The sequence below is a fragment of the Streptomyces sp. NPDC020845 genome (genome assembly GCF_044334165.1).
Classification (GTDB): Bacteria; Actinomycetota; Actinomycetes; order Streptomycetales; family Streptomycetaceae; genus Streptomyces.
In genome coordinates, this window is sequence record NZ_JBIRSJ010000020.1 from 113,078 (window position 1) to 138,143 (window position 25,066).

General features: G+C 71.5%; 28 protein-coding genes, 1 tRNA gene and 2 pseudogenes. 18 read left to right on the plus strand and 13 right to left on the minus strand.

The annotated features are described in order from the left end of the window. Positions 1–4: 4 nt before the first annotated feature. Together ACH4U7_RS42375 and ACH4U7_RS42380 are read right to left on the minus strand one after the other, a co-directional pair. On the minus strand, positions 5–952 hold the full coding sequence (locus tag ACH4U7_RS42375) for a tetratricopeptide repeat protein (RefSeq protein WP_398533124.1): 948 nt from the start codon (positions 950–952) through the stop codon (positions 5–7). Positions 953–963: 11 nt separating this feature from the next. Beyond that, positions 964–1,425 carry a MarR family winged helix-turn-helix transcriptional regulator gene (locus ACH4U7_RS42380; protein WP_398533245.1) on the minus strand — a complete coding sequence of 154 codons (462 nt, stop codon included), beginning with the start codon at positions 1,423–1,425 and terminating at the stop codon, positions 964–966. A gap of 304 nt (positions 1,426–1,729) precedes the next feature. Here ACH4U7_RS42380 and ACH4U7_RS42385 point away from each other — a divergent pair, with 304 nt between their 5' ends. Further along, a complete protein-coding gene (locus ACH4U7_RS42385) occupies positions 1,730–2,800 on the plus strand; it encodes an alkene reductase (RefSeq protein WP_398533125.1) in 1,071 nt (356 codons plus the stop codon). Between the two features lie 77 nt (positions 2,801–2,877). Further along, entirely contained in the window at positions 2,878–3,228 is a 351-nt protein-coding gene (locus ACH4U7_RS42390; protein WP_398533126.1) for a nuclear transport factor 2 family protein, read from the plus strand. A 67-nt stretch (positions 3,229–3,295) separates the two neighbouring features. Here the strand turns inward: ACH4U7_RS42390 and ACH4U7_RS42395 are convergent. Further along, a pseudogene (locus tag ACH4U7_RS42395) lies at positions 3,296–3,744 on the minus strand (ATP-binding protein). A gap of 166 nt (positions 3,745–3,910) precedes the next feature. Between ACH4U7_RS42395 and ACH4U7_RS42400 the strand changes: the two are divergent. The 3 genes and pseudogenes from ACH4U7_RS42400 to ACH4U7_RS42410 form a co-directional block, all read left to right on the plus strand. Further along, a pseudogene (locus tag ACH4U7_RS42400) lies at positions 3,911–4,099 on the plus strand (helix-turn-helix domain-containing protein); the annotation flags it as partial. Between the two features lie 53 nt (positions 4,100–4,152). Then, complete coding sequence (locus tag ACH4U7_RS42405) at positions 4,153–4,338, plus strand: DUF397 domain-containing protein (protein ID WP_398533127.1); 186 nt, start codon at positions 4,153–4,155, stop codon at positions 4,336–4,338. A 120-nt stretch (positions 4,339–4,458) separates the two neighbouring features. After that, positions 4,459–5,424 (plus strand): TDT family transporter, encoded by a 966-nt coding sequence (locus ACH4U7_RS42410; RefSeq protein ID WP_398533128.1) that lies wholly within the window; start codon positions 4,459–4,461, stop codon positions 5,422–5,424. A gap of 4 nt (positions 5,425–5,428) precedes the next feature. Here ACH4U7_RS42410 and ACH4U7_RS42415 read toward each other — a convergent pair whose 3' ends face one another. Further along, the gene (locus ACH4U7_RS42415; protein WP_398533129.1) at positions 5,429–6,394 is read right to left on the minus strand and encodes a tetratricopeptide repeat protein; all 966 of its coding nucleotides are present in this window, start codon (positions 6,392–6,394) and stop codon (positions 5,429–5,431) included. Between the two features lie 11 nt (positions 6,395–6,405). Further along, positions 6,406–6,891 carry a MarR family winged helix-turn-helix transcriptional regulator gene (locus tag ACH4U7_RS42420; RefSeq protein WP_398533130.1) on the minus strand — a complete coding sequence of 162 codons (486 nt, stop codon included), beginning with the start codon at positions 6,889–6,891 and terminating at the stop codon, positions 6,406–6,408. Positions 6,892–7,040: 149 nt separating this feature from the next. Here ACH4U7_RS42420 and ACH4U7_RS42425 point away from each other — a divergent pair, with 149 nt between their 5' ends. The 3 genes from ACH4U7_RS42425 to ACH4U7_RS42435 all read left to right on the plus strand — a co-directional run bounded on the left by ACH4U7_RS42425 (position 7,041) and on the right by ACH4U7_RS42435 (position 9,355). Next, complete coding sequence (locus ACH4U7_RS42425; RefSeq protein WP_398533131.1) at positions 7,041–8,408, plus strand: MFS transporter; 1,368 nt, start codon at positions 7,041–7,043, stop codon at positions 8,406–8,408. Further along, positions 8,405–9,052, plus strand: a complete 648-nt coding sequence (locus ACH4U7_RS42430; protein ID WP_398533132.1) for a nitroreductase family protein — start codon at positions 8,405–8,407, stop codon at positions 9,050–9,052. The genes ACH4U7_RS42425 and ACH4U7_RS42430 overlap by 4 nt, the downstream gene beginning before the upstream one ends. A 117-nt stretch (positions 9,053–9,169) precedes the next feature. Next, the gene (locus ACH4U7_RS42435; protein ID WP_398533133.1) at positions 9,170–9,355 is read left to right on the plus strand and encodes a hypothetical protein; all 186 of its coding nucleotides are present in this window, start codon (positions 9,170–9,172) and stop codon (positions 9,353–9,355) included. 65 nt (positions 9,356–9,420) lie between these two features. On the opposite strand, the gene ACH4U7_RS42440 is transcribed toward ACH4U7_RS42435, so the two are convergent. Then, positions 9,421–10,284, minus strand: a complete 864-nt coding sequence (locus ACH4U7_RS42440) for a class I SAM-dependent methyltransferase (protein WP_398533134.1) — start codon at positions 10,282–10,284, stop codon at positions 9,421–9,423. Positions 10,285–10,359: 75 nt separating this feature from the next. Here ACH4U7_RS42440 and ACH4U7_RS42445 point away from each other — a divergent pair, with 75 nt between their 5' ends. Continuing rightward, positions 10,360–10,944 carry a TetR/AcrR family transcriptional regulator gene (locus ACH4U7_RS42445; protein ID WP_398533135.1) on the plus strand — a complete coding sequence of 195 codons (585 nt, stop codon included), beginning with the start codon at positions 10,360–10,362 and terminating at the stop codon, positions 10,942–10,944. A 65-nt stretch (positions 10,945–11,009) separates the two neighbouring features. Here ACH4U7_RS42445 and ACH4U7_RS42450 read toward each other — a convergent pair whose 3' ends face one another. Then, a complete protein-coding gene (locus ACH4U7_RS42450; protein ID WP_089512345.1) occupies positions 11,010–11,270 on the minus strand; it encodes a YciI family protein in 261 nt (86 codons plus the stop codon). 315 nt (positions 11,271–11,585) lie between these two features. Between ACH4U7_RS42450 and ACH4U7_RS42455 the strand changes: the two genes are divergently transcribed. The 3 genes from ACH4U7_RS42455 to ACH4U7_RS42465 all read left to right on the plus strand — a co-directional run bounded on the left by ACH4U7_RS42455 (position 11,586) and on the right by ACH4U7_RS42465 (position 15,306). After that, positions 11,586–12,260, plus strand: a complete 675-nt coding sequence (locus tag ACH4U7_RS42455) for an L-2-amino-thiazoline-4-carboxylic acid hydrolase (RefSeq protein WP_398533136.1) — start codon at positions 11,586–11,588, stop codon at positions 12,258–12,260. Positions 12,261–12,376: 116 nt separating this feature from the next. Beyond that, the gene (locus tag ACH4U7_RS42460) at positions 12,377–14,530 is read left to right on the plus strand and encodes a HelD family protein (protein ID WP_398533137.1); all 2,154 of its coding nucleotides are present in this window, start codon (positions 12,377–12,379) and stop codon (positions 14,528–14,530) included. A 17-nt stretch (positions 14,531–14,547) separates the two neighbouring features. After that, a complete protein-coding gene (locus tag ACH4U7_RS42465) occupies positions 14,548–15,306 on the plus strand; it encodes a Crp/Fnr family transcriptional regulator (protein WP_398533138.1) in 759 nt (252 codons plus the stop codon). Here ACH4U7_RS42465 and ACH4U7_RS42470 read toward each other — a convergent pair. From ACH4U7_RS42470 to ACH4U7_RS42490, 5 genes are all read right to left on the minus strand, one after another. Beyond that, a complete protein-coding gene (locus ACH4U7_RS42470; protein ID WP_398533139.1) occupies positions 15,294–16,094 on the minus strand; it encodes a polysaccharide deacetylase family protein in 801 nt (266 codons plus the stop codon). The genes ACH4U7_RS42465 and ACH4U7_RS42470 overlap by 13 nt on opposite strands. Positions 16,095–16,170: 76 nt before the next feature. Then, the gene (locus ACH4U7_RS42475; protein WP_398533140.1) at positions 16,171–16,842 is read right to left on the minus strand and encodes a formylglycine-generating enzyme family protein; all 672 of its coding nucleotides are present in this window, start codon (positions 16,840–16,842) and stop codon (positions 16,171–16,173) included. A gap of 5 nt (positions 16,843–16,847) precedes the next feature. Beyond that, a tRNA-Cys gene (locus tag ACH4U7_RS42480) sits at positions 16,848–16,922 on the minus strand. Positions 16,923–17,061: 139 nt separating this feature from the next. Further along, the gene (locus ACH4U7_RS42485; protein ID WP_398533141.1) at positions 17,062–17,934 is read right to left on the minus strand and encodes an alpha/beta fold hydrolase; all 873 of its coding nucleotides are present in this window, start codon (positions 17,932–17,934) and stop codon (positions 17,062–17,064) included. A 96-nt stretch (positions 17,935–18,030) separates the two neighbouring features. Continuing rightward, complete coding sequence (locus tag ACH4U7_RS42490) at positions 18,031–18,765, minus strand: Clp protease N-terminal domain-containing protein (RefSeq protein ID WP_398533142.1); 735 nt, start codon at positions 18,763–18,765, stop codon at positions 18,031–18,033. 125 nt (positions 18,766–18,890) lie between these two features. Here ACH4U7_RS42490 and ACH4U7_RS42495 point away from each other — a divergent pair, with 125 nt between their 5' ends. From ACH4U7_RS42495 to ACH4U7_RS42505, 3 genes are all read left to right on the plus strand, one after another. Continuing rightward, on the plus strand, positions 18,891–19,796 hold the full coding sequence (locus ACH4U7_RS42495; protein WP_385621019.1) for a LysR family transcriptional regulator: 906 nt from the start codon (positions 18,891–18,893) through the stop codon (positions 19,794–19,796). A gap of 75 nt (positions 19,797–19,871) precedes the next feature. Next, positions 19,872–20,519 (plus strand): cysteine dioxygenase, encoded by a 648-nt coding sequence (locus ACH4U7_RS42500; RefSeq protein ID WP_398533143.1) that lies wholly within the window; start codon positions 19,872–19,874, stop codon positions 20,517–20,519. Between the two features lie 442 nt (positions 20,520–20,961). Then, the gene (locus ACH4U7_RS42505; RefSeq protein WP_398533144.1) at positions 20,962–21,909 is read left to right on the plus strand and encodes a YeiH family protein; all 948 of its coding nucleotides are present in this window, start codon (positions 20,962–20,964) and stop codon (positions 21,907–21,909) included. Positions 21,910–21,990: 81 nt separating this feature from the next. On the opposite strand, the gene ACH4U7_RS42510 is transcribed toward ACH4U7_RS42505, so the two are convergent. Continuing rightward, positions 21,991–22,551 (minus strand): hypothetical protein, encoded by a 561-nt coding sequence (locus ACH4U7_RS42510; RefSeq protein ID WP_398533145.1) that lies wholly within the window; start codon positions 22,549–22,551, stop codon positions 21,991–21,993. Positions 22,552–22,896: 345 nt separating this feature from the next. Between ACH4U7_RS42510 and ACH4U7_RS42515 the strand changes: the two genes are divergently transcribed. The 3 genes from ACH4U7_RS42515 to ACH4U7_RS42525 are packed head-to-tail and all read left to right on the plus strand — an operon-like array spanning position 22,897 to position 25,003. After that, positions 22,897–24,393, plus strand: coding sequence for an MFS transporter (locus tag ACH4U7_RS42515; RefSeq protein ID WP_398533146.1), 1,497 nt, complete (start codon positions 22,897–22,899; stop codon positions 24,391–24,393). A gap of 32 nt (positions 24,394–24,425) precedes the next feature. Continuing rightward, the gene (locus tag ACH4U7_RS42520) at positions 24,426–24,623 is read left to right on the plus strand and encodes an Arc family DNA-binding protein (RefSeq protein ID WP_398533147.1); all 198 of its coding nucleotides are present in this window, start codon (positions 24,426–24,428) and stop codon (positions 24,621–24,623) included. Then, a complete protein-coding gene (locus tag ACH4U7_RS42525) occupies positions 24,623–25,003 on the plus strand; it encodes a type II toxin-antitoxin system death-on-curing family toxin (RefSeq protein ID WP_398533148.1) in 381 nt (126 codons plus the stop codon). Before ACH4U7_RS42520 ends, ACH4U7_RS42525 begins: the two co-directional genes overlap by 1 nt. Positions 25,004–25,066: the final 63 nt, after the last annotated feature.

The following is a 25,066-nucleotide window of genomic DNA, read 5'->3' on the forward strand; positions in this document are numbered from 1 at the left end:
CCGGCTACCGAGGGCTGCCGTGGAAGCAGGTCTCACCGTCGATCCGGACCGGCCGGCCGGGCGGCAGGGGCGGGTCCAAGGGCTCGCCCTCCGGAAGCCCCGACCAGTCGATGAGGAACGACGCGTTCAGGGGCTTGGCCGGGAAACGGGTGATGGGCTGTCCCGGTCGGTGGATCTCCAGGGTCAGCTTCAGCATGGTCGGGAGGTCTTCAGGGTCGAAGCCCCCGTTGTCGCAGGATTTCAGGGTCTCGTCGGCGTCGCGCCGCGCGGCGCCGACGGACCCGAAAACGCACGCTGTCGAGGACCACTCCGAGTTGCTGATCCGGGCCTCTTCGTGGACCAGGGCGAACGCGTAGCGGTCCGGGGACTCGGTGCCGTCGAAGTCGTCCTCCTCGGGCACCTCTTCGCCGAGTTCGCCGTGTTCGCCGAGTTCGGCGAGGCTGTCGCGCGCGACATGGTCCCCCGGGTCGCGCCGCAGGGCCTCCGCGTACGCGGCGACGGCGCCGTCGCGGTCGCCGGACCAGCACAGGGCGTGGCCCAGGTGGAGGGGTACGAGAGGGTCGCCGGGGTCGGCGTCCAGGGCGGCACGGGCCGTCTCGACCGCCCGGGAGGTCAGCTCCTCGCTGAGGCCGTCCTCGTCGTACTCCGCCATGTCGCCGAGGTACGGACCGTCGGTCCCGTCCGTCCAGGACCAGTCGCAGTCCAGCTCGTCGAGGGCGCACTGTTGGAGGGCCAGCGCGGCTATCGCCGAGCGTCCCACGGCGAGGGTGGCGGCGGTCTCCGCGTCGTCGGCGCTCAGCTTCCCCGCGACCGCGTCGTAGCAGCGGGCCGCCTCCGTGAGCAGGTGCGGGACCGTGCCCGTCTCGGCGCCGTCCGCCAGCCGCTCGCTGCTCTCACGGAGCAGCGAACTGGCCTTGATCAGCGAAGCGTTCGTCGCGTCATTGTCCGTCATGGACCGGCACGTTACTGCTCCGCGGAGGCGTGCCGTGCGGTGGCGTGGGCGAGGCCGCGTTCGATCCGGGTCAGCGCGTCGATGGCCTCGGTCTGCTGGTCGGGGGTCAGGCTGTCGGCGACGGAGCTTTCGAGTTCGGCCCAGACCTCCTCGACCTGGCGGCGCAGGGCGAGGCTGGTGGTGGTGGGTTCGATGATGAAGGCGCGTTTGTCGGTGGCGCAGGGGTGGCGGCGGACGAAGCCGGCGTGTTCGAGGCGTCGGATGGTGCGGGTCATGGTGGCCGCGTCGGAGCCGAGCAGGCGTACCAGATCGGCCTGGCGCTGGGGGCCGAGGTCCCACAGCTGCATCATGACCAGTTCCTGGCCGGGGTGGAGGCCGACGCGGCGCAGCAGCTGCGCGGCGAGCATGCGGTGCAGCCGGGCGACGCGGAAGATGGCGTGGGTCATGGCGCCGGCCTGGATGGAGGGCGGCATCGTCATCTCGGCCGTTGCCGCGGCTTCGGCGGCGGCCGACCCGCTGCCGGACCCGCTGCCGGACGTGTCCTTCGGCTGACTCATACGTGCCTCGCTGCGATGTCTAGCTGCCCGAGCAGGAACGAGCCTATCGCGCTCGCTGCCGATACGGGCTGAGCCCATGTGCGCTGGAGATCGCGGTAGAGCGGGGTGGGCGGTGACGCAGATCACAACTTTGCGGGAATGGTCTGGTGTGAGTTACTTGTTCGGACAGGTAATTGGTGCCGCACGCCGCGGCGCCCCTCCGTGAACAAGGAATGTGATCATGGCGACGGCATTCGACCCGTACGACCTGGGCGGCAAGCCCCTGGCCAACCGCATCGTGATGGCCCCGATGACCCGCAGCCGTGCGTACGGCCCCGGGGCGACCCCGACGGACCTGATGGCGACCTACTACGCGCAGCGGGCCGGCGCTGGGCTGATCGTCACCGAGGGCACCCAGCCGTCGGTGGTCGGGCAGGGCTACCCCGACACCCCGGGCCTGCACTCCACGGAGCAGGTCGCGGCCTGGCGCAAGGTGACCGACGCCGTGCACGACGAGGGCGGGGTGATCTTCGCGCAGCTGATGCACACCGGCCGTATCGGCCACCCCAGCCTGCTGCCGGACGACCAACTGCCGGTCGGCCCCTCCGCGGTGGCGCCGAAGGGACAGGTGTTCACCCATGAGGGCCCCAAGGACTTCGTCACCCCCAAGGAGCTGACCGAGGCCGAGATCGCCCGGACCGTCGAGGACTTCGCCACCGCCGCGCGCAACGCCGTGGCCGCCGGGTTCGACGGTGTGGAGATCCACGGCGCCAACGGCTACCTGGTCCACCAGTTCCTCGCCCCCAACTCCAACCGGCGCACCGACGCCTGGGGCGGCTCGGTCGACGGCCGTATCCGCTTCGCCGTCGAGGTGGCAACCGCCGTGGCCCAGGCCATCGGCGGCGAGAAGGTGGGCTTCCGTATCTCGCCCGGCAACCCCTACAACGACATCGCCGAGGACGACCTCCAGGAGACCTACGGCGCCCTGGTGGCACGGCTGGCCCCGCTGGGCCTCGCCTATCTGCACCAGATGGAGGCCCCGGGCGTACGTGACCTGGTCCTCCGTCTGCGCAAGGAGTGGCCCGGCACCTTCATCCTCAACCCGTTCACCGGCACCGACCCGACCGGCCCGGACGAGCTGGGTCTGGTGGAGGACGGCACGGCGGACCTGATCGCCTACGGCGCGCTCTACCTCGCCAACCCCGACCTCCCGGCCCGCCTCGCCGCCGGCGGCCCGTTCAACACCCCCGACCCCACCACCTCCTTCGGCGGCGACCACCGCGGCTACACCGACTACCCCGCTTTGGGCTGATACCTGCCCGAACAGCTAAGCGCTGCCGCGCCGCGGGAACCCGCACTCCCGTGGCGCGGCAGGCAGGAGGGACGGGTATGAACGCGCTGAACATCGTCGACGCCTATTTCGCGGCCTGGCGGGCCGACGCCCCCGACCAGCTGGAGCCGCTGCTCGCGGAGGACATCTCCGTCAAGGGGCCGCTGGGGCGGATCGAGGGGGCGAAGGAGTACCGGCAGGCACTCTCGTGGCTGTTCGGGATCACCCGTGATCTGGTGATCGTGAAGCAGTGGGTGGACGGCCCCGACGTACTGACCTGGTTCGATCTGCACGCGAACGATGAGGAGCCGGTGCCTGCGGTCAACTGGCTGCGGGTCGAGGGTGGTCGGATCACCCGCGTGCGCGTCGCTTTCGACCCGCGCCCCATTCTCCCGTCGGACGCCGCATAGCGTGAAGCCCCGGCCGGTTGGGCCGTCCACGCTCAGGCGGCACCCTGCCCCGCACGCCGTGTTGGGCTCAGAGGGGGAGAGTGGGCTCGGCCCACACCGTTTTGCAGATCAGCTCGGGCACCACACCCCAGCGGTCCGCCAACTCCTCCACGAGCAGCAGCCATGCCCCGACTCGCCGCCGGTCTCCCCGCGTCGGCGGACGGTCGGCAGCCGTTCCGTACGCGGATCCCGTACCTCGATACGGAGCGTCGCCGTCGGGCCGTTGGTCGCGACGGCCAGCGTGAGGCGGAAGTTCCGGCCCGGCGCGCGGCCGTGCGGCGCGGCGTTCGCGGCCAGTTCGGCGATGACGAGTGCCGCTGTTTCGTGTGGCAGCCCCCACGAGCGAAGTCGTTCGGTGGCCAGGAGGCGGGCCAGGCGGGCGCCCTTGCGGGTGGCGGAGAGCAGGACGGTGAAGTGGCGGGCGGTGGGCGGCGGGGCGGAAACGGAAGTGTCTGTTCGAGTGAAATGTCGGCTCATGTCACTCAGCGTGGCCGCGTGCATCTAGGCTGAAAAGTAGCGACGCCAATACGGGCGGTGACCGTCCGGTGGTGCTCCGGCTGCGGTCCGGCGCTTGTCCGGTCCGTACGCCGTGACGCGTGCTGGGCGGGCGACGTTGGGCACGGACGCGTCGGAGGTGGCAGTCATGAGTGAGGTCCAGGGATTCGAAGAGGACGACAGCGGTGCGGTGTTGAGGGCGGTCGGCCGTCAGATCAAGCTGTGGCGCGAGGCGGCGGGGATGAAGCAGGTGGAGTTGGGGGCGGTGATCGGTTACGGGGAGGAGTTGGTTTCGGCCGTCGAGCGGGCTCGGTGGATTCCCCGGCCGGAGTTCCTGGCGCTCACGCCACGTGAGTCTCTGGCCTTCATCGGGAAACTGCGGGGAGAGGCATGACCCTCAAGCCCTCCGAGTGGACGAAGAGCAGCTACGGCAGCAACGACGGGCCCGCGTGCGTCGAAGTTGCCACCACCTTTGACACCATCCGGATCCGTGACTCCAAGCGCCCCCACGGCCCCCAACTCGCCGTCACCCCAGCCGCCTGGACCGCCTTCCTCACCTACGCGGGCCGTCGCTGAAGGAGGCAGCTCAGTACTGCAACGGACTGTTCGTCGCGTTGCGGGACGGCAGGACATCGCGCAAGATCTAAATGTCCGGAACATTCGCTTGGTCCGACCCGCGATGTGGAGGAACTGGCGGTGGCCGTACCGCGTATTTTCGGCATGGCCTTCGGCCTGGCCGGTCTCGGCGGCACCTGGGTGACCGCTGGTCAGGCTGGGCACGTTCCGGTGATCGTCGGAAGAGCCCTGATGGGACTGACCGCTGTCGTGTGGCTGGTATCGGTGGGGTGGTATCTGCGCTACGTGTGCGGCGGCAGGGGGAGGCTCCGGGCCGACCTGGAGGACCCCGTGGCCAGTCCGTTCGCCTCCCTGGCGCTGATCGTCCCGATGCTACTGGCGGCCCAGGGGCTGGCACCGTACAGCCTGACGGCGGGGAGGGTCCTGGTGGACGTCTTTCTCGTGCTGACCGTGTTGTTCGGCGGGTGGCTCACCGGACAGTGGATCTGCAGGCCCATGGAACTGGACCAGATGCACCCCGGCTACTACCTGCCCACGGTGGCCGGCGGTCTGGTTGCCTGCGCCAGCGCCGCGAAGGTGGGACAGACCCGGCTGGCCGAGGTCATGTTCGGCTTCGGTGTGATCTGCTGGTTCATCCTCGGTTCGATGATCGGGGGAAGGCTGTTCCACCGTCCGCGGCTGCCCGCGCCGCTCCTGCCGACGATGGCGATCGAGGTGGCCCCCGCCGCCATCGCCAGCGTCGCCTACTTCGCGCTCGACCAGGGCCGGGTGGATTTCATCGCGGCCGCGCTGGCCGGATACGGACTGCTGATGGTCATCGTCCAGCTCCGGCTGGTCCCCCTCTACGCGCGCCTGCGGTTCTCGGTCGGCACGTGGGCCTTCACCTTCTCCTGGGCCGTGGTGGCCACCACCACGCTGCACTGGATCGATGCCGGCAAGCCGGCGGGCCACCTCGTCTACATCTACCTCGTCCTCGCGGCCGTCACCATCCTCATCGGTGGCATCGCGGCCCGGACCGTCCTGGCCCTGGCCCGTGGCGAACTGCTTACGCCCTCGTCGCCCGCCTCCGGCGCCAACAGCGCTTGAACACCTACGACCGTCCACCGTGGAAACACGTCTCCCCATCGATCCGGACCGGCCGACCGGGCGGAAGGGGTGGGTCCAGGGGCTTGCCCTCTGGGATGCCTGACCAGTCGATGAGGAAGACCCCCTCGCGGGGCTGGGCCGGGATGTGGTCGACGAGGTCGAAGCGGGTGACGGGCTGCCCCGGTCGGTGGATCTCCAGGGTCAGTCTCAGCATCTCGGACAGCTCTTCCCGGGTGAGATCCCATTCGGCAAGGCCCTTGAGGACATCGTCGGCGTCGCGACGCGCGGCGGCGACTGAGCCGCAAGCGGTCGCGGTCGAGGACCATCCCCAGCCGGCGTTCCCGGCCTCTGCGCGGATCAAGGCGAACGCGTAGCGGCCCGGGGACGGGGACCCGGTGCCGTCGGAAGCGCCTTCCTCAGGCACCTCTTCCCCGAGCTCGGCGAGCCTGTCGCGGGCGACATGGTCCTCCGGGTCGCGCCGCAGCACCTCGGCGTACGCGGCGACGGCGCCGTCCCGGTCGCCGGACCAGCACAGGGCGTGGCCCAGCTGGAGGGGCACCAGCGGGTCGCCGGGGTCGGCGTCCAGGGCCGCGCGGGCCGCCTCGACCGCCCGCGCGAGCAGTGGCTCGCTGAGGCCGTCGTCGTCGAACTTCCGCATGTGGCCCAGGTACGGCCCGTCGCTCTCGTCCTCCCACGACCAGTCGCAGTCCAGCTCGTCCCAGGCGCACCGGTGCAGGGCCAGCGCCGCTGCCGTCGAGCGTCCGACCGCGACGGTGGCGGCGGTCTCGGCGTCATCGGCGTCGTCGGCGCTCAGCTTCCGCGCGACGGCGTCGTAGCAGCGAGATGCCTCCTCAAGCAGGCGCGGGACCACGTCCGTCTCCGCGTCGTCCATCAGCCGCTCGCCGCAGTCGCGGAGCAGCGAACCGGCCTTGATCAGCAGCGCGTTCGTCGCGTCCTCGCCATCCGTCATGGAGCTGCACGTTACTGGTCTCCGCTGCTCCCGGGCTGGAGGAGTTTGCCGAGGATCGCGCTCAGTTGGCCGCGCTCGTCGGGGGTGAGGACGCGGAAGGTGTCCTCGAGGAACGCGGGGATCGAGGCCTGGGCCGCGGCGAGCCTGTCGAGGCCCGAGTCGGTGATGGTGACGGCGTAGGACCGCCGGTCGCGGGGGTTGCGCTCCCTACGGATATGGCCCGACTGCTCCAGGTCGTCGCAGATGCTGACCATGACGCTGCGGTCGATCCGCAGTTCCTCGCTGAGCGCCTGCTGGGAGCAGGGGCCGACGGCGTCGAGCATCTGGAGCACGAGGTGTTGCCCGACGCCGAGCCCTTCCTCGGTGGCGTGCGCGTCGGCGGCGCGGGCCACGGCGGACGAGGCCCGGCACAACGCGATGTCCAGCCGCTCGGCGGCGAGCTGCGCGAAGTATGCCGGCCGGGCGCGGTCGGCCGCCGCTCTGTTCGTCGTCGCCATCGCTCTCCTTGCCATCGCTCGCCTTCTGTCGTGAGCCGTCAGTCTATCTCAGATCTATCTCTCCAAAGATTGTTTGACAGCAGATGATTGGCGGCCATACGGTCCAATCGTCTGTCCGCCAATTGTTTGGACTCAGATGGAGAGGGATCGTGACCCGAACAGACGGCCGCCCACAGGCGGCCCTGGTGTTGCTCTGCGCCGCGGTGTTCCTGGACTCGATGGACCTGTCGTTGATGGGTGTGGCCCTGCCCGCCATCGGGCGTGATCTGTCGCTCCCGGCGAGCACCCTGCAGTGGCTGATGTCCGGCTACGCGGTCGCCTACGGCGGCTTTCTGCTGCTCGGCGGGCGCATCGCCGACCTGTTCGGCCGCCGCCGGGTGTTCCTGCTGTCGCTGGCGGTGTTCGCGGCGGCGAGCCTGGCCGGCGGGCTCCTGTCGGACGGATGGCCGCTGGTGGTCACCCGGGTGGTGAAGGGGGTGGCGGCTGCGCACACCGCCCCGGCGGCGCTGTCGCTGATCACCACCACCTTCGCCGAGGGGCCGCGGCGCAACCGGGCGCTGGGTGTCTACGCGCTGGCCGGGGCGACCGGATACACCGCGGGACTGATCGCCTCCGGCCTGCTGACCGAGATCAGCTGGCGGCTGGTGTTCTTCCTGCCGGTCCCGATCGCCCTTCTCGTGCTGGCCGTCGCGCCGCTGGCGCTGCCGCGTGGCCCGCAGCCGCCCAAGGCGCGCGAGGGGTTCGACGCCGCCGGTGCCGTCGCGGTCACCGGCGGGGTGCTGTTGCTGGTGTTCGCACTGACGGTGAAGAACTGGCCGGCCGGCGTCATGGCCGCGCTGCTGCTGGGTGCCTTCGTCGCCATTCAACGGCGGCGGCCCGCTCCGCTCGTCCCGCTGGAGGTGTTCAGGTCCGGCACGGTGGGCGCCGCCAATCTCGCGGCGCTGGCCTGGGCGTGCGCGACGATCGGCTGGCAGTTCGTCGCCGTCCTGTATCTGCAGCAGGAGCTCGACCACACCGCGCTGGCCACCGGGCTCGGGATCGTCCCGATGGGCGTGGCCATCGTCGTCACCGCCAACCTGGCCGGCCGGCTGATCAGCCGGTGGGGCCTGGGGCGGGTGGCCGCCGCCGGGCTGCTGGTCCAGGGCGCGGGCATCCTGTTGTTCCTGCGGGCCGGGGACACCGGCGACTACGTGACGACCTTGCTGCCCGCGCTGGTCGTGCACGGGGTCGGAAACGGGCTGTCCTTCCCGAGCCTCAACATCGCCGCCGTCGCCGGCCTGCCCGACGAGCGGCAGGGGCTGGCCTCGGGACTGGTCACGTCCGCCGTCCAGATCGGCGCCGGGATCGGCGTGGTGGTGCTGGCGGCGGTGATGACGCTCGGCGGTTCCACGTCGGCCGGATACCGGATCGCCTTTCTGACGGCGAGCGGCTTCTCCCTGCTGGGCGCCCTGATCGCCGCCTTGGGTCTGCGCCTTCGCCGCCCCGTCCCCGCCCCCTTTCTTAAGGAAACGTCATGACGCTGGATCTCACCCCTGACCAGTTGCTGAGCACCACCCGCGCGGTACGCAAGCGCCTGGACCTCACTCGCCCCGTGCCCCGTACCCTGATCGAGGAGTGTGTGGACCTGGCCGTGCAGGCGCCCACCGGGCGCAATCGGCAGCGCTGGCACTTCCTCGTCGTCACCGAGCCGGAGCAGCGGCGGGCCGTGGCCGATATCTTTCTGCGCGCCCTGCCCCTGGTCACCGGGCAGCCGCTGACCGAGCGCGATATGTGGCGGATGAACTATCACGCCCGCTCCACCGAGCGGGTCTTCGACGGACTGCGACACCTGGCCGACAACATCCACCGGGTGCCCGCGTTCGTCATCCCCGGTGTGGAGGGACGGACCGACCGCGCCCCGGTGGCCGTGCAGGCGGGGGCGTGGGGATCGATCCTGCCCGCGGTGTGGAGCTTCATGCTGGCCGCCCGGGCGCGCGGTCTGGGCACGGTGTGGACCACCGCGCAGGGGCCGCTGGAACGCGAGTTGGCCCGGGTGCTCGGCGTGCCGTACGAGGAGGTCATGCTGGCGGCGTTCATCCCGCTGGCCTTCACCATCGGCACCGACTTCAAGCCCGCTCCCCGCATCCCGCGTGAGGAGGTCCTGCACTGGGACCGGTGGTGAGCGCATCTGCCGGGCCGCCACCGATGCCCATGCCCCGACCGTGGTCGGCCACCCTCGCGGACTGGCAGGATGGCGCGGACCGCAGAAGCGGACCGCAGAAGTGGGAGGGGCAGGGGCATGACCGTGCTCGTTTTGTCCGGCCTCGTCGTGCTCGCCGTCGGAGGGTGCGTCTGTGTCGTGTGGGCGGCGCGGGGTGGCCCGCGCTGGGTGCGCGCGGCGGCGACTACGACGCTGGTGGCGGGCGAGTTGGTGCGCAAGGCGGGGCGCAGGGACCGGAGCCGGAGCGGCAGTTCGGACGATTAGGGGGCGCGCGAGGGATGGACCTCGCCACGTAAGGCACGTAAGCCACTTAAGCCACGTAAGCCACGTCAAGCAGTGGCGGTGGTGGTGGTGCGCGCCGCGGTGACCACCACCGCGGCGTACCGCATGGTGAAGCCGCCCCCCATCGCGTCGATCGCGGCCCCGGTGCCGGTCAGCAGTTCCGCCAGCTTGGCCGGCGGCATCTGGCCCGCGTCGCCGCCGGTACGGAGCTGATCCAGCCACTCCTCCCGGGTGTAGGCGCGTTCCCAGTCGAAGCGCCGCTGCTCCGGTTCGCCGAACGCGCCCGTCTGCCGTATCCCGTCGACCGCCCTGGTGAACAACGCCGAGTAGGGGTCGAGCGCGGGCTTCGCCCAAGGGTTGCGGGGCGAGTCGGGCAGGACCCGGCGGTAGACCTCGGCGAAGGCTTCCGCGATATCGGGCGAGGGCTGGAATACGTTCCAGAACACGGCCAGTTGGCCGCCGGGCCGCAGCACCTCGGCTGCCTTGGCCGCTCCGGCGACCGGGTCGATCCAGTGCCAGGTCTGGGCGGCGATGACCGCGTCGAAGGTCCGGCCGGCCGGGTCCCAGGCCTCGAAGGCCGCCACCTCGACATCGAGCCCGCCGCCGTGGAGCCCGCCGCCGCGGCGCGCGAACTCGGCCATACGGGCGTCCACCTCGACGCCCAGCACCGTGCAGCCGGCCGCTTGGAACTGCCGGGCCGCGATGCCGGTCCCGACGCCGACGTCGAGGACGTCGGGCCTGCGGGTCGCAGTGGCGATCGCGGCGGTGATCGCTTCCACCATGGCGTCGGGGTAGCGGGGCCGGGCCCGGTCGTAGCGTTCGGCGTCCGAGCCGAACGACTCCGCCATCTCGCGGGCGTGATGGGGCTCGCGTTGCGCATGAGGGGCTTGCTCGGATTCGTTAGTGGGCATGCGCCCACTATGAGTGGGCGGTTGCCCACTCGTCAACCGGGTACAGTCCCCCGAGGCGAGAAGGAGGTGCGGTCCATGCCGACCGGGGTGGCCCTGCGCGATGCGCGCGAGCAGCTGTTCGGCGCCGCCGAGCGCGTACTGCTGCGGGACGGGCCCAGCGCGCTGACCAGCCGGGCGGTCACCACGGAGGCGGGCTGCGCCAAGGGGGTCCTGCACCGGCACTTCGCCGACTTCGACGCCTTCCTCGCCGAGCTCGTGCTCGATCGCATCGCCCGGCTCGACCACCAGGCCGCCGCCCTGCGCGAGTCCGCCGGGACCGGCTCTGTCGCCGACAACCTCACCCGTGCGCTGATGGAGCTGTTCGAGTCGGTCGCCGTGGCCGTCGTCGGCCTCGTCATCTCCCGGGACGACCTGCGCGCCCGGCTGCGCGAGACCAGGCCGACGACCGGGCTCCCGGTGCTGACCGAGGCGGCGGCCATGGTCGCCGGCTACCTCGCCGCCGAGCGCGACCTGGGGCGTATCGCGGCGGACGCGGACCTCGACACGCTCGCCCCCACGCTGATCGGGGCCGTACATCTGCTGTTCGCCGACCGGAAGGGCACCCCGCCCGAGGCCGACGCCGTCCGCAAGGTCGTGACCACGGTCATCGCCGGGTCCTGAACCGCCCGGGGTCCGAACCGTCCAGGCCCTGAACCGTCCAGGCCCTGAACCCCAGCCCGGTGGCTCTACGGCCCGACCACCGGCGTCCACTCCCGCACCCGGACCACCTCGACCCCCGCCACGCCGTAGTACGGATCCGCCTCCAGGATCCGGTCCAGGCGCTCCCGGTCCACGTCGAAGACGAGGAGCGCGCCCGTGTCGTCCGCCCACGGCCCGGCCGCCACCAGTTCGCCCGCCTCGCGCAGGGCGGTGAGGCGTTCGCGGTGGGCGGGGCGGGCGGCCAGGCGTTCGGGGGCGGGGGTGAAGGCGAGTTCTACGACCAGCATGGGGCCGTCCCTTCTCGGTGCTGTGCGGTCACCGTGTTGTCCGGCGGAACGTATCGTCGGCGCGGCCGCGCGGGCTGTATCAGCTGATACACGGGCGGCTGACGCGGTGCGACTGACGCGGGGCGCCTGACGCGTCGTTCGACACTCCGCCCGCGCCTGTGCGACGATCGCGACGACAGAATCCATGAGGTTCGTCGACGCCAGGTCGGTCGGTGGAGCGCGTCGGCGTGCTCGCTCGTCGCGAGCACGGCCCGGCTCCGCCCTGCGCGTTGTCAGGTCGTTCTCGGGACTGAGCCCGTCCCGAAAGGACTATTCGTGACCACCGACCAGTTCGAAATGGCCGACGGCGACTACGTTCCCGATCCCGAACACGACACAGCGCTGCTGATCGCCGGTTTCTTCGACCACATCTCCGCCACGCTGCAAAAGCAGACGCTTCCCGGTGAACTCGTCTCCGCGATGCGTGAGCGGCACGCGGAGCTGGAAGCGGCGAACGCGCATATGGTCGTCGACGAGGCCTCGCGCTACAACCTCCGTATCACCCTCGCCGTGGTCGCGGCGCACGAGAAGCTGCTCCCGCGGCTGGGCCGCGACGCCGCCACCCGCGCGGTACGGGACGCGCTGGTCGAACCGCTCGGCGAGGCGGTGTACGCGAGCACCCGGGCCATGCTGGACGCCGCGCCGGATCCGTTCCGGGCGATGGTGGACGTGTCGAAGGCCCGTGAGGAGTACGCCTTCGGTAAGACCTTCACCTTTCAGCGCCCCGCCGACGACGATCAGCGATATCTGGTGGACATTCACCGGTGTTTCTACCACGACGTGCTCACGGCGAATTCCGCCGCGGAACTGACGCCCGTCATGTGCGCGTTCGACGGGAACTGGATCGAGGCGATAGACCCGGAAAGGCACGGATTCCGCTTCGACCGTGCCACCACCATCGGCCTGGGCGGCGCCACATGCCCGTTCCATTTCACCCGCACCGCGCCCTGAGCGACGTCCCGGGTCGGTAGCTTTTGAGGGCCGATCCGCCCAAGTAAGTCAAGACTTACTTTCTCGGGAATTCAGCCGCATAGTGGTGCGGCTGAATTCCCGAGAGGAGCCATGTGTTGTCGCAGGTCACCGATACCGCCGCGCGGTGCCAGGTCGAGTTGGAGCAGACCCATGTGTCCGCCCTGTACGGACTGATCAGCGAGCGGATCGCCGAGGCGCGGACGCAGTTGGCCGATGTGCTGAAGGCATCGGCCGGGCGGAGCGACAGCGCGGGCGAGGTGTACGAGCGCGAGGTCGCCGCCGGGCGTCTGGCGAGGGAGGTGCGCAGGCTGGAAGGGGCCGAGGAGGGGCTGGTCTTCGGCCGGATCGACGGTGTGGACGGTACGGCCCTGCGCATCGGACGTCTCGGCCTGCACACGGACGAGGACGATCTGCCGCTGCTCGTGGACTGGCGCGCGGACGCGGCGCGGCCCTTCTACGAGGCGACCCCGATCCATCCGATGAGCCTGCGGCGCCGCCGTCATCTGCGGCTGGAGGGCCGTGCGGTGGCGGCGGTGAGCGATGAGCTGCTGGACGGCTCCGCCCCCACTGCCGACGACGTCGTCGGCGACGGCCCGCTGGCGGAGGCGCTGCAGGCGCGGCGTACGGGACGGATGCGGGCGGCGGTCGCGACGCTGCAGGCGGAGCAGGACGACATCGTCCGGTCCCCGCACCGGGGGGTGACGGTGGTGCAGGGCGGCCCCGGCACCGGCAAGACGGTGGTGGCGCTGCACCGGGCGGCCTATGTGCTGTACGCGTTTCCGCGCGCCGCCGAGCGCGGTGTCCTGGTGCTCGGTCCCAACGCGCGGTTCCTGGACTACATCTCCCAGGTCCTGCCCTCGCTCGGGGAGAACGATGTCGTCCTGGCGACCTGTCAGGAGCTCGCAAGGGCAAGGGCCGTTCCGGACGCCGTGGAGCCGATCGACACGGCCCGCCTGAAGGGCAGCACCGCGCTGGCCGACGCCCTGGCGGGCCTGGTCCGCGCCCGGCAGGCACCGGGCGGTGACTTCGCCGTACGCGTGGGACAGGAATGGATCCGCCTGGAGGACGGGGATGTCGCCAGGGCACGCGACGCGGCCGTGGCAGCAGACGTGGGACACAACCGGGCACGCCAGGTGTTCAAGGAGCTGTTGGCCGACGCCGTCACACACGCGCTGGAACGCGGCACGTCCGAGACCCTGGAGCGCATCGACGCCGAGGTCGCGCAGAGCACCGGCCTCGACCTCGACCGGGCCGCGGCGGCCGACCTGCGCCGGCTCGGCCTCGACGACGCACCGGCCGAGGGACTGGCCGATGAGTTCGACGCGCGGGCCGTCCGGGCGAACCTCCTGGACGACGCCCACTTCGACGGTGCCGTGGAAGCGCTGTGGCCACGGCTCGCGCCCGACGACCTCGTACGGGCCCTCCTGACGGACCCCGACGCACTCGCCGAGCATCTGCCGCGGCTGACCGATGACGAACGGACCCGCCTGCTGCGCACTCCGCACACCGACGGCCAGCGGCGGACCGATGTGTGGACCGACGCCTGGACCGACGAGTGGACCGACGCTGATGTGCCGCTGTTGGACGAGGCGGCGAGCCTGCTCGACGGCCCGCCGGAGCGGACGTACGGACACGTCGTCGTCGACGAGGCGCAGGAGCTGACCGCCATGCAGTGGCGGATGGTCGTGCGCCGCTGCCCGGCCAGGTCGATGACCCTGGTGGGCGACTTCGCCCAAGCGGGCCCGGCATCGACCGCACACGACTGGCAGCAGGCCCTGAACCCCCATGTCGGCTTGCGGTTCAACCTGCACACCCTGACCGTCAGTTACCGCACCACACAGGAGATCCTGGCCACCACCCGGGGTCTGCTCGCCCGTATCGCCCCCGGTCAGACCCCGAGCCGCTCGATCCGCCGCGGCGAGGTGCCCCGTACCCGCACCGCGCCCCCGCACACATGTGCCGCCACCGTCGAGCAGGAGCTCCGGGCCCAGGTCGCGGCGCACCCCGGTGAACTGCTCGGGGTGATCTGCGCGGACACCAGGCTGGACGAGCTGACGTCCGCGGGGATCGCGCGGCAGGCGCGGCTCGTACCGGCGTCCGAGGCGCGCGGCCTGGAGTTCGACGCGGTCGTCGTCGTGGACCCGGAGGAGATCATCGCGGCCCGCTCCGGAGGCGAGCGGGACCTGTACGTCGCGCTCACCCGGGCGACGAAGCGGCTCTGCACGATCGCCGTCCGGTCCGATCAGTGACGTCGAGGGAGGCGGCCATGGCCGGGGAAGAGCCGTTGACGTGGCGCGCGCTGGGCGCCGTGCCGCTGTTCGCGTCGCTGCCCGAGGCGCGGCTGCGGGAGCTGTGGGCCGCGTCCGTGCCGCGCGGCCACCCCGTCGGCAGCGTGCTCAGGTCGGCGGGCGCCCCGGCCGACCACCTCCTGGTGCTGCTGCGCGGCCGGGTCGCGGCGACGGGCACGACCGGCGGCGGACGCGTCGTCCGGTACGGGCAGTGGGACGGCCCGTGCGCGTTGGACAAGGTCGCGCTGCTCGACGGCCGGGGGCATACCGCCACGTTCACCGCCCTGACGTGCTGCGCGGTGCGCAGTGTGCGGCGCGAGAGGTTCCTCGGGCTCGTCGACGACATGGCCGCCGTCCGGGCCCATGTGTTCGCCGTGCTCGCCCGCCAGGCACGCGCGCAGCAGCAACGGCTCACCGAAACCGCCACCCTCCCGGCCGAGGCCCGGCTGGCCGGCTGGCTACTGGCACAGGCCGCCGCCTCGGCGAGGGGAGCCCGGGGTGCCGCGGGGGTCCCGGGCGCCCCGGGGTGCGCGCGAGTGCGGATCCCCGGGACACAACAGGCGCTGGCGGACACGCTCGGCGTGACGAGGGTGACCGTCAACCGGGCGCTGTCCCGGCTCCGGCGCGACGGGCTGATCCGCGTCGAGCGGGACTGCGTCCACCTGCTCGCCCCGGAGTCCCTGGCGCTGCGCGCGGGGGATGAGCGCGAACACGAGCTCTGGGATCAGGGCTTGTAGACCTTGCCGGCCTCGGGCTTCCCGGGGGCCATCAGCTCGGAGACGGTGACCACCGTGTAGCCGCGCTTCTTGAGCCCTTCGAGGATCCCGGGAACGGCGGGCACGGTGCCCTTGTAGATGTCGTGCAGCAGGATGATGCCGTCGCGGTCCACCTGGTCGAGCACGCGCTTGGTGATGAGCGCGGAGTCGGTCGTCTGGTAGTCCTTCGCGGTCACGCTCCACAACACCTGCGCGATGCCGAGCTCGCGGCAGATCTTGGTGACCCGGTCATCGGTGCGGCCCTGGGGCGGACGCATCAGCAGGGGCTGCTTGGAGCCGGTGATCTTGGCGACGGCGTCCTGGGTGCGGGTGATCTCGTCGCGCACCTCGTCGTCGTCGGACTTGGTCAGGATCTTGTGCGTCCAGGTGTGGTTGGCCAGTTCATGGCCCTCCGCCGAGATGCGGCGCACCATGTCGGGGTGCTTGAGGACATGGTTCTTGCCGAGCATGAAGAAGGTCGCGTGCGCGTTCTCCTTCTTCAGGATGTCCAGCAGGCGGGGCGTGTTCTCGCTGGGCCCGGCGTCGAAAGTGAGGGCGACGCACTTGGCCTTCGAACAGTCGACGGCCCCCGCCTCGACCTCCTTTCCGTCGGCCGAGGCGCGCTCGCGGGCGCTGCTCGGCGCGGTCGCGTCGTACGAGGCGCCGCCACAGCCGCTGAGGCCGAGCGCGAGGGAGGCGGCGGCCAGAAGCCCGGCTATCGGCTTGGCCTTGCGCTTCCGGTCCGTCGATATGCTTTTACGTCTATACACGCGGTGTAGATGTAACCATCGGGGCAAAGGTTGGCTGCCGTGACCAAATAGCGATCACGTAGCGACCTCCGCGACATCACAGCGACCGGGCCAGCCGGAAGCCGAGGTCGTCGATGCGCAGGGTCGGATGGCTCTTGCGGCGGCACGACGCCCGGCACCCCCGAGGCGGGTCGTACGCCCCTCCGCCACGGAAGACCCGGTACGGGCCGTAGACGCCGGGGTCGTACAGATCCCAGCACCACTCCCATACGTTGCCGATCATGTCGTGGAGACCCCAGGCGTTCGGCGCCTTGGCCGCGACCTCGTGCACCCGGTCGCCGGAGTTCCCGCGATACCAGGCGATCTCGTCGAGTTCGCCATAGCGCACACCGGAGTCCCCGGCCCGGCACGCGTACTCCCACTCCGCCTCGGAGGGAAGCCGATAGCCGTCGGCCGCCCAGTCGCAGTCCACGTCCCGCGCGTCGGGGTCCTGCTCGCCGCCCAGTGAGTAGCAGGGCGTGAGCCCGCTCGCCTCCGACAGCAGATTGCAGAACCCGATCGCGTCCCGCCAGGAGACCTCGGTCACCGGCGTCCGCGCCCCCGCCGCCCCGCCCGCGGGCGCCTCGCCCCGTACGGCGCCGTACAGCTCGCGGGTCACGGGGTACGGCGCCAGCCGGAAGGGCGCGACCTTCACCTGCCAGTCGGTCCGCGTGCCCTCGTCCCGCAGGACGATCTCCCCGGCGGGGATCTCCACCATGTCTGTGCTCATGTTCATGGAGGCCGTGGCGGGAATCGAACCCACGTAACTCGCTTTGCAGGCGAGCCCCTCAACCACTCGGGCACACGGCCGATGTCGTGCTCTTGTGCCTTCGACGATAGGGACGGGGCAGGAGGGGCACAACGGCCCGGCGGGCGCTGCCATGCGACTGACATACGGCGTTCATGATGCGCGGTCGTGTTGGGCGGTCGTGTTGGGCCGGGGCCGGGTTCAGCGCTGGGTCAGGAACTCCTCGACCACCGGACGGAAGAGCTCCGGCTCGTCGATCCAGGGGTAGTGCCCCACCTCGTGCAGCGGCCGCACCCGCCCGTTGGGGAAGGACTCCGCGACCAGCTCACCGGCGCGCATACCGGTCACCGCGTCCCGGTCCCCGGTCACCACCAGCACCGGGCACCGCACCTCCCGCAGGCGCACCAGCACCGCCCGCCGCGCCGCCTCGTCCACGCCCTGCCAGAAGCCCGCGCGCGGCACCGGGCCCAGTTGTTCGCCCTCGCTCGCGGCGTGTGCGCGCTGGGGCTCGTCCCAGCGGCCGTACGCCATGGGGGCGGCCTGGAGCAGTAGTTTGCGCACCTCGGCCAGGTCCGTGGTGTCGGGCAGCAGCTGGACCGCGGCCGAGGCGTCGGGCCACCACGGCTCGGTGGCGCGGGCCTCGAAGATCTCGCGGGCGTCCTGGGGGAGTTCGCCCTGCATCCGCGCGCCGGGGCAGACCAGGACCAGGTGCGTCAGCCGCTCGGGGTGGGCGGCGGCGTACGCCTGGGCCGTCGCGGCGGCCGCGTCGTGGGCGAGCAGCGCGAACCGTTCGAGTCCGAGATGGCCGCGGAGCGCTTCGAGGTCTTCGGCGAGGCTGGGGAAGGCGTAGCCGCTCGGCTCGGCGGCGGGCGGGGAGTCGCCGGTGCCCCGGCTGTCGGGGATGACCAGGGTGCGATCGGCGTCGAGCCCGCCGAGGTCGCCCAGATACGCGGCGTTCCGCCCCGGCCCGCCGGCCAGACAGACGAGCGGCGGCCGGGCGGCGCCGCGGCCGGTACGGGACTCAAGGACGCGGTAGGCGAGTTCGGCGCCGTCGTACGAGGTGTAGTGGGGCATTGGTCCAGCTTGCCTGATTACGGTGGGCATACGGCGCCGGTCACGCGGCTTGGGGCGCCGCCGTGTCGAGCGGATCGCGGCGGCGGGGAGTGAGTTCTACGGTGCGTAAGCCGCCTGGCTCTCAGCGGGGTTGGCCGCTGCGCTGAGGGTTTCCGCGCTCAGGCCCGCCTCGTCGAGCACCGCCGCGGCCACCCCGCGGCCGATCCGGGCGAGCCCCAGGAGCAGATGGTCGCAGTCGATGTGAGCCGAGCCCGCCTCCTCCGGCCGCTCCGCCGCCAGTTCCTCCGCGAGGGCGATGGCCTTGCGGGAGTAGGGGGTCCAGGCGATGCGTTCGGCCGCCTGTGACGCTCCCATGCTCAACCGGTCGCCGACGGCCCTGTGCAGGGTCTCGGGCGATGCGCCGGCGGCGCTCAGGAGGCGGGTGGCGCTGTTGTCCTCGGCGGTGAGGCCCCAGAGCAGATGCTCGGTCCCGATGTAGTTGTTGCGGTGCTGCACCGCGGCCCGTTTGACGTGCGTCATGGCCTGGCGGAGTTCTTCGCTCATCGTCTCGGGGCCGTAGCGCTTATGGGGTGCGTGGAAGCGCTGCTGCACGGCCTGCCGGGTCACGCCGAGGGCCGTACCGATGTCCGTCCATGAGCAGCCGTGCATCCGGCAGTGCTCGACGTAGTCCTCGACCAGGTCGTCGGCGAGGGCCTGCAGCCGGCCGGCCAGGTCTGCCGCGGTGGTCAGGAGGGCCAGCCAGTCGGGCTGCTCCTGTCCGCCCGGGCGGTGGGCGGTGGCGCAGGTCCGGTCGACTTCCGCGATGAGGTCGTCAAGATCGGGGATCGTCATGAGGCAAGTACGCCTTGACAGTTTGGATTTGTCAAGGCCTACTTGCCTAGATGGGGTTGGCGGGTGATCCAAAAGCGAGGGAGGGGAGATGTGCCCGAACCCCAAGTTGCGCTTATGATTCGAGGGTGTTCGACTCCCGGCACATCAAGACGTTCCACGAGGTGGTCCGCGTCGGCTCGTACTCCGCCGCGGCCCGCTCCCTCGGCTATACGCAACCGGCGATCACGCAGCAGATGAAGGCGCTGGAACGGGAGGTCGGCAGCCCGCTCTTCGTCCGCGTCGGCCGTGGCATGCGGCTCACCGAGGCAGGGGAGACCCTGGCCCGCCACGCGGACGTCATCCTCGACTCCATCTCCGCCGCCCGGCAGCAGCTCAACGCCATCACCCGGCTGCGCGCCGGCCACGTACGCCTCTGCGGCTTCCCCAGCGCCAACGCCACCCTCATCCCCGAGGCCATGGCCCGCCTCGCCGCCGCCCACCCGGGCGTGCGGGTGGAACTGCTCGAAGGCGAGCCGCCCGAGTCGCTGGGGCGGGTGGTGCGCGGCGAATGCGACATCACGCTCGCCTTCACCTACCCCGGCCTGCGCGAGCAGGCCCCCGCCGAACTGGTCGAGATCCCCCTGCTCGAAGACCAGCTGACCGTGCTGCTGCCCACCGGCCACCCACTGGCCCGGCGGCGGGCCGTCAAGCTCACGGAGCTGAGCGGGGAGCGCTGGATAGCGGGCTGTCTGCGCTGCCGCGCCAACTTTCTGCACGAGTGCGCGGAGCAGGGCTTCGCCCCCGATATCGCCTTTACGACGGACGACAACCTGGTCATCCAGAGCATGGTCGCGGCGGGGCTCGGTGTGGCGATGATGCCCGGGCTCGTCCTGTCCTTCCTCTGCCACCAGAAGGTCACCGGCCGCGCCCTGGAGCCCGCCTCGCGCCGCCATGTCTCGGCGTATGTGCTGCGGGAGCATCTGCGGGTGCCGGCGACGGAGATGGTGCTGGAGGAGCTGAAGGCGGTGGCGGCGAACCGGGTCGGCTGCTGACCCATAAGCAGCTGTTGAGGTTCGCGAAGAAACCGTCGTTGGACGTGATGGTTCCGGCGGCAGGACCCTGCGGCCATGACCACTCCGACCGCCTCCGCGCCGCCTGCCTCCGCGCCGCCTGTCCCCGTGCCGCCTGTCCCTGCGTCGCCTGCCTCCGCGCTGTCTGCCTCCGCGTCGTCCGCCTTGTGCCGGACCGCGCGTATCAGCACGTTCGTCGACGAGGTACGCGAGGCCGTCGGGCGTGGCCTGGCGCCGGACCTGACCGCCCAGCTGGTCGCCGAACGCCTCGCCCCCCACCTCGGCGCGCCCGACCTGCTCACGGCGGCCCAACGGCAGGGCGACGCCGCGAGCTACCGCCAGCACCTCCTGCACGCCGAACCCGACGGCAGCTTCTCCGTCGTCGCCCTCGTCTGGCTGCCCGGCCAGCGCACAGCCATCCACGACCACGTCTCGTGGTGCGTGGCCGGCGTCCACGAGGGCCAGGAACGCGAGCGCCGCTACGACCTCGTCCCCGACGGCACCACCTCCCGTCTGGTCGCGGTGGCGGAGGTGACCAACCCGCTCGGCTCGGTGGCCGGGTTCGCGCCGCCGGGAGATATCCACAGGGTGTGGAACGCGGGTGCGGGCATGGCGATCTCCATCCACGTCTACGGCGCGGATGTCGCCCGGCTGGGCAGCAGCGTCCGGCGCGTGTACGCCCTGCCGGAGGGTGAGGACCTGTGAGCCCGCGGCGCCGCACCGGAACGGCCGTCGTGTCCGGTGAAGGCCGAGGCCGGGGCAGGGGCCAAGGCCGATGCGGGTGGGCTGGGCCATGGCGCTGACGGATGCGCGCGGCGCCTCGTCGGGTGCCGACGGCGTGCCGGGCGTCGGCGGCTCGCCGGGCGTGCGCGGCGCGGCCGCGGGGCCGGGGGCGACTGTGTGTCCTACGGCGGGCGGTGCGGCGCCTGAGTACCCCGCGCGCGGCACTCCGACGCGGGCGTCGGACGCGCCCGACGCGGGCACGGGACCCCACGGCACAGCGTCCGCGCCTTGCGCACCCGAGGCCGTGGCGCCCCCGGCGTCCCGCCGCGCGGCGCGGATTCGGGTTCTTTTGCCCGGGTTGGGGCTCGGTGTGCTCGGGGTGGCGGGGGCCTGGGCGGTGCACCTGGCGGTGCCAGGCGTGCCGATGCTGACCGTTGCCGTCGTGCTGGGCATCCTCGCCGCGCATCTGCCGGGCACGCGCGGGGTCGTACGGGGCGGTGGCCGGGCCGGGCTGTCGTTCGCGGGGAAGCGGCTGATGCGCCTCGGTGTGGTGCTGCTCGGGCTCAAGCTCAGCCTGGACGATGTGCTGGGCCTCGGCTGGGCGAGTGTGGCGATGGTGTGCGGCGTGGTCGCGGCCACGTTCTTCGGCACGTGGTGGCTCGGCCGCCGGATGGGTCTGCGCGGCGACCAGCCGCTGCTGGTCGCCACCGGCTACGCGATCTGCGGCGCGTCCGCGATCGGCGCGGTCAGCGAGGTGTCGGACAGCGATGAGCGCGACGTCGCGACGTCCGTGGCCCTGGTGACGCTGTGCGGGACGCTCGCCATCGCCGTACTGCCGCTGCTCCAGCACCCGCTGGGGCTCAGCGACGCGCGGTTCGGCCGGTGGGTCGGGGCGAGCGTGCACGACGTGGGGCAGGTCGTGGCCGCCGCGCAGACGGCCGGGCCGTCGGCGCTGGGCGAGGCGGTGCTCGTGAAGCTGATGCGGGTGGCGCTGCTGGCGCCGCTCGTCGCGGCGGTCGCCATCTCCGTACGGGCCCGGCGGGCGCGGGGGACCGAGCAGGCTCAGCTCGGTCTCGGTGAGGAGGCCGGACGTACCGCCCCCACCACCCGGCGGCCACCCCTCGTGCCGCTGTTCGTCCTCGGATTCCTGGCGATGGTCGCCGTGCGCAGTACGGGCCGACTGCCGTCCGCCGCGCTCGACACCGCCGCGACCGCCCAGGAGCTGCTGCTCGCCGCCGCCCTCTTCGGCCTCGGCAGCGCGGTGCACCTGCCCTCGCTGGCTCGTACGGGCGGGCGCGTGGCGGCGCTCGGGCTGTGTGCGTGGGTGGTGGTCGCGGGCGTCGGCTACGGCGGGGTGCTGCTCACGACGTAACGGTCGCCCAAAGGGCGGTGTGGGGCCCGGCGGCCACTCCGGGCCCCGGCCCCGGTCGCCCTATGTGCCTTACGACGCGTATTACGACGCGTAGATCTCGGTCATCTCCGTGATCTTGCCATTGCCGTCGACCGTGATTTCGTAGAAGTTCCGGCCCCAGCAGTCGCTGGCGTCCACCTTCGACTGCCCGCCGTCGTACTGCTTGCCCGTCGGGTCCGCACACGTCTTGATGTGCGCGATGCCGCCGTTCTGGGCGGTCAGGGCCCGCTGTGTGGAGTCCTTCTTGCTGATGATCGTCACCTTGGCGCCGCCCGAGGCGACGGAGTAGGTGTGCAGCGCCCCGACCGCCCGGTACGCCTTGCCCTGGTGCGAGCTCGTGGTGCACTGCCGCTTGGCGTTCTTGGCGATGATGTTGTTCATCGCGCCTTCGACGTTGTTGACCCAGATGACCTTGCGGCCGTTGGCGCTCGTCGAGCAGCCGCCGCTGCCGTTCCCGCCCCCGTTCTTGATCTTCTTGCCGTACTTCTTCTTGCCGTACTTCTTCTTGTTGGCCTTCTTCGCGGCGTGGCTTCTCGAGGAGTGCGAGCTGCCGCTGCTGCCACCGCTGCAGGCGGTGAGGGTGAGCGCTGCGGTGACAAGCACGGCAGTGGCGAAAAATGGACGGATGGCTGGGCGGATGGAAGGCACGATTCCCCCGTGGTGCGGGCCTGGTCGTCCACGACCAGGCATGGAGTGAGGCTGGGGCCGAACGTCGCAAAGAAGGCGGTGTGGCGACCTGGCCGAAAGTCTATGGGTGTGAGCATGGCGAACCGGCGTCGCTTACCGAATCCTGGGTGAGCGGTTTCCAATCTGTGACGCCGTTCGGACGCTTATCGGATGCCCATCGGACGCCGATCGTGGCCGGCTGCCGAGCCTAGGACCGAGGGCCGAGGCCATCTCCGCCCCGCGCCAGGTGTGTTCCCCGGAAACGCCTCTTACGCTGGCGTGATGACCGCTATCGACCCGCGCGACACCGACGTCGCGGACAGTCCCGCCGCACCAGCCGAAGCCGAAGACACGGCCAACGCCGAACACATAGCCGAAGCCGAAGACGGCGGCGGCTCCGTACTCGGGCGGCGCTACCGCGCCCTCACCCTCGGCATCGTGTCCGTCGTCTCCCTCATCGCCTTCGAGGCGAGCGCGGTCAACACGGCGATGCCGGTCGCGGCCCGCGCCCTCGACGGGATCGAGCTGTACGCGTACGCCTTCTCCGCGTACTTCACCGCGAGCCTGTTCGCGATGGCGCTGTCGGGCGAGTGGTGCGACCGCCGGGGGCCGCTCGCGCCGCTGTTCGCCGGGATCGCGGCCTTCGGGGCCGGTCTTGTGGTCTCCGGCTCGGCGCAGGACATGTGGACGTTCGTGGGCGGGCGCGCGGTGCAGGGGATCGGCGGCGGGCTGGTGATCGTCGCGCTGTACGTACTGGTCGGCCGCGCCTATCCACAGCGGCTGCAACCTGCCGTGCTGGCCTCCTTCTCCGCCGCCTGGGTGCTGCCGGTGATCGTCGGACCGCTGGTCGCGGGGACGGTCACCGAACAGGCCGGATGGCGCTGGGTCTTCCTGTCCATCCCGGTGCTGATACTGCTGCCGCTCGCGGTGATGCTCCCCGCCCTGCGCAAGGTGGACCGGGGCGAACCCTCCCAGGCCATGAACCGCCGCCGCATCCTCCTCGCACTCGCCGTCGCGTCGGGTGCGGGCCTGCTGCAGTACGCGGGCCAGGACCTGGCCTGGATCTCCCTGATCCCCGCCGCGGCGGGCCTCGCGCTGCTCGTCCCCTGCGTCCTGCGGCTGCTGCCCCCGGGCACCTTCCGGGCCGCCCGCGGCCTGCCGTCCGTGGTGCTGCTGCGAGGCGTCGCGGCGGGCTCCTTCCTCGGCGCGGAGAGCTTCGTACCGCTGATGCTCGTCACCGAGCGTGGCCTGTCGGCCACGGCGGCCGGGCTCTCGCTCACCGGCGGCGGACTGACCTGGGCGCTCGGCTCGTACACCCAGAGCCGCCCGCGTCTGGAGCCCCACCGCGAGCGGCTGATGGCGGGCGGCATGGTGATGATCGCGCTGTCCATCGGCCTGGTCCCGCTGGCGCTCGTGGACTCCGTACCGGCGTGGCTGGTCGCCGTGGCGTGGCTGATCGGCGGCTACGGGATGGGGCTGGTCATCTCCAGCGGCAGCGTGCTGCTCCTCAAGCTCTCCGGCCCCAAGGAGGCGGGCAGCAACTCCGCCTCCCTCCAGGTCTCCGACGCGCTCGGCAACATCACGCTGGTGGGGCTGAGCGGGGTGCTGTTCGTGGGCTTCGGCGGCGGCTCGGTGGCCGCGGGCCACGTGGGGGAGGGGGCCACGGCGGGGACGGGGCACGCGGGGGCGTTCGCGGCGGTGTACGTGGCGATGGCGGCGGTGGCGCTGCTGGGGGCGGTGCTGACGACGCGGCTGCGGCCTGTGGCCGCAACCGCGTAGTACCGGGCGGTACCACCCGGTACCATGCGCCCATGGGTGCCTTGAATGTGAGATTCACCGACGAAGAGCTGGACGCACTGCGGCGACGCGCCGAGCAGGAAGGGCGGAGCATGCAGTCGTTCGCCCACGATGCCGTCGTCGCGGCGATCGACGAGCACTCCCGCCTGTTCAACGAGGCCGCGGCCCATGTGCTCAAGGTGAGCGAGGAACTGAACCGGCGGCTCGCCTGATGCACTACCTCACGCTGCCCGAGCTGCTGAACCTCGCGGAGCGGCTCGGGGAGAGCGAAGTGCGCGACTACGGTCTGCTGGAGTCGGCCCTGGCCCGGCCACAGGCGAGCGTCTTCGGACAGGACGCCTACCCGGACGTCTGGCAGAAGGCGGCGGCCCTCATGGAGTCGCTGGCCCGCAACCACGCACTCGTGGACGGCAACAAGCGGCTCTCCTGGTACGCCACCTGGGTCTTTCTCCACCTCAACGGACACCCGCTCAGCGCGGACTTCGACGTCGACGAGGCGGAGAGATTCGTCCTGGTCGTCTGCCAGGGCGAGCTGGACGTGCCGAAGATCGCGGAGGGACTGGCCCGGTTCGAGGGACCGGGTGTGAGCTGAATCCCACCTCCGGGTGGACCCGGGGCGTAGCCCCCAAGCGTGAAGGATGGCACCGGTAGGCTG

Excerpts from the sequence above, each read along its gene's own strand:
- ACH4U7_RS42450 (WP_089512345.1), bottom strand. The coding sequence starts at position 11,270 with ATGCTGGTCGTAGAACTCGCCTTCACCCCCGCCCCCGAACGCCTGGCC.
- ACH4U7_RS42430 (WP_398533132.1), top strand. The coding sequence starts at position 8,405 with ATGACGCTGGATCTCACCCCTGACCAGTTGCTGAGCACCACCCGCGCG.
- ACH4U7_RS42440 (WP_398533134.1), bottom strand. The coding sequence starts at position 10,284 with ATGCCCACTAACGAATCCGAGCAAGCCCCTCATGCGCAACGCGAGCCC.
- ACH4U7_RS42465 (WP_398533138.1), top strand. The coding sequence starts at position 14,548 with ATGGCCGGGGAAGAGCCGTTGACGTGGCGCGCGCTGGGCGCCGTGCCG.
- ACH4U7_RS42520 (WP_398533147.1), top strand. The coding sequence starts at position 24,426 with ATGGGTGCCTTGAATGTGAGATTCACCGACGAAGAGCTGGACGCACTG.
- ACH4U7_RS42435 (WP_398533133.1), top strand. The coding sequence starts at position 9,170 with ATGACCGTGCTCGTTTTGTCCGGCCTCGTCGTGCTCGCCGTCGGAGGG.
- ACH4U7_RS42375 (WP_398533124.1), bottom strand. The coding sequence starts at position 952 with ATGACGGACAATGACGCGACGAACGCTTCGCTGATCAAGGCCAGTTCG.
- ACH4U7_RS42500 (WP_398533143.1), top strand. The coding sequence starts at position 19,872 with ATGACCACTCCGACCGCCTCCGCGCCGCCTGCCTCCGCGCCGCCTGTC.
- ACH4U7_RS42490 (WP_398533142.1), bottom strand. The coding sequence starts at position 18,765 with ATGACGATCCCCGATCTTGACGACCTCATCGCGGAAGTCGACCGGACC.
- ACH4U7_RS42445 (WP_398533135.1), top strand. The coding sequence starts at position 10,360 with ATGCCGACCGGGGTGGCCCTGCGCGATGCGCGCGAGCAGCTGTTCGGC.
- ACH4U7_RS42420 (WP_398533130.1), bottom strand. The coding sequence starts at position 6,891 with ATGGCGACGACGAACAGAGCGGCGGCCGACCGCGCCCGGCCGGCATAC.
- ACH4U7_RS42475 (WP_398533140.1), bottom strand. The coding sequence starts at position 16,842 with ATGAGCACAGACATGGTGGAGATCCCCGCCGGGGAGATCGTCCTGCGG.
- ACH4U7_RS42485 (WP_398533141.1), bottom strand. The coding sequence starts at position 17,934 with ATGCCCCACTACACCTCGTACGACGGCGCCGAACTCGCCTACCGCGTC.
- ACH4U7_RS42380 (WP_398533245.1), bottom strand. The coding sequence starts at position 1,425 with ATGCCGCCCTCCATCCAGGCCGGCGCCATGACCCACGCCATCTTCCGC.
- ACH4U7_RS42385 (WP_398533125.1), top strand. The coding sequence starts at position 1,730 with ATGGCGACGGCATTCGACCCGTACGACCTGGGCGGCAAGCCCCTGGCC.
- ACH4U7_RS42505 (WP_398533144.1), top strand. The coding sequence starts at position 20,962 with ATGCTGACCGTTGCCGTCGTGCTGGGCATCCTCGCCGCGCATCTGCCG.
- ACH4U7_RS42405 (WP_398533127.1), top strand. The coding sequence starts at position 4,153 with ATGACCCTCAAGCCCTCCGAGTGGACGAAGAGCAGCTACGGCAGCAAC.
- ACH4U7_RS42515 (WP_398533146.1), top strand. The coding sequence starts at position 22,897 with ATGACCGCTATCGACCCGCGCGACACCGACGTCGCGGACAGTCCCGCC.
- ACH4U7_RS42390 (WP_398533126.1), top strand. The coding sequence starts at position 2,878 with ATGAACGCGCTGAACATCGTCGACGCCTATTTCGCGGCCTGGCGGGCC.
- ACH4U7_RS42415 (WP_398533129.1), bottom strand. The coding sequence starts at position 6,394 with ATGACGGATGGCGAGGACGCGACGAACGCGCTGCTGATCAAGGCCGGT.
- ACH4U7_RS42525 (WP_398533148.1), top strand. The coding sequence starts at position 24,623 with ATGCACTACCTCACGCTGCCCGAGCTGCTGAACCTCGCGGAGCGGCTC.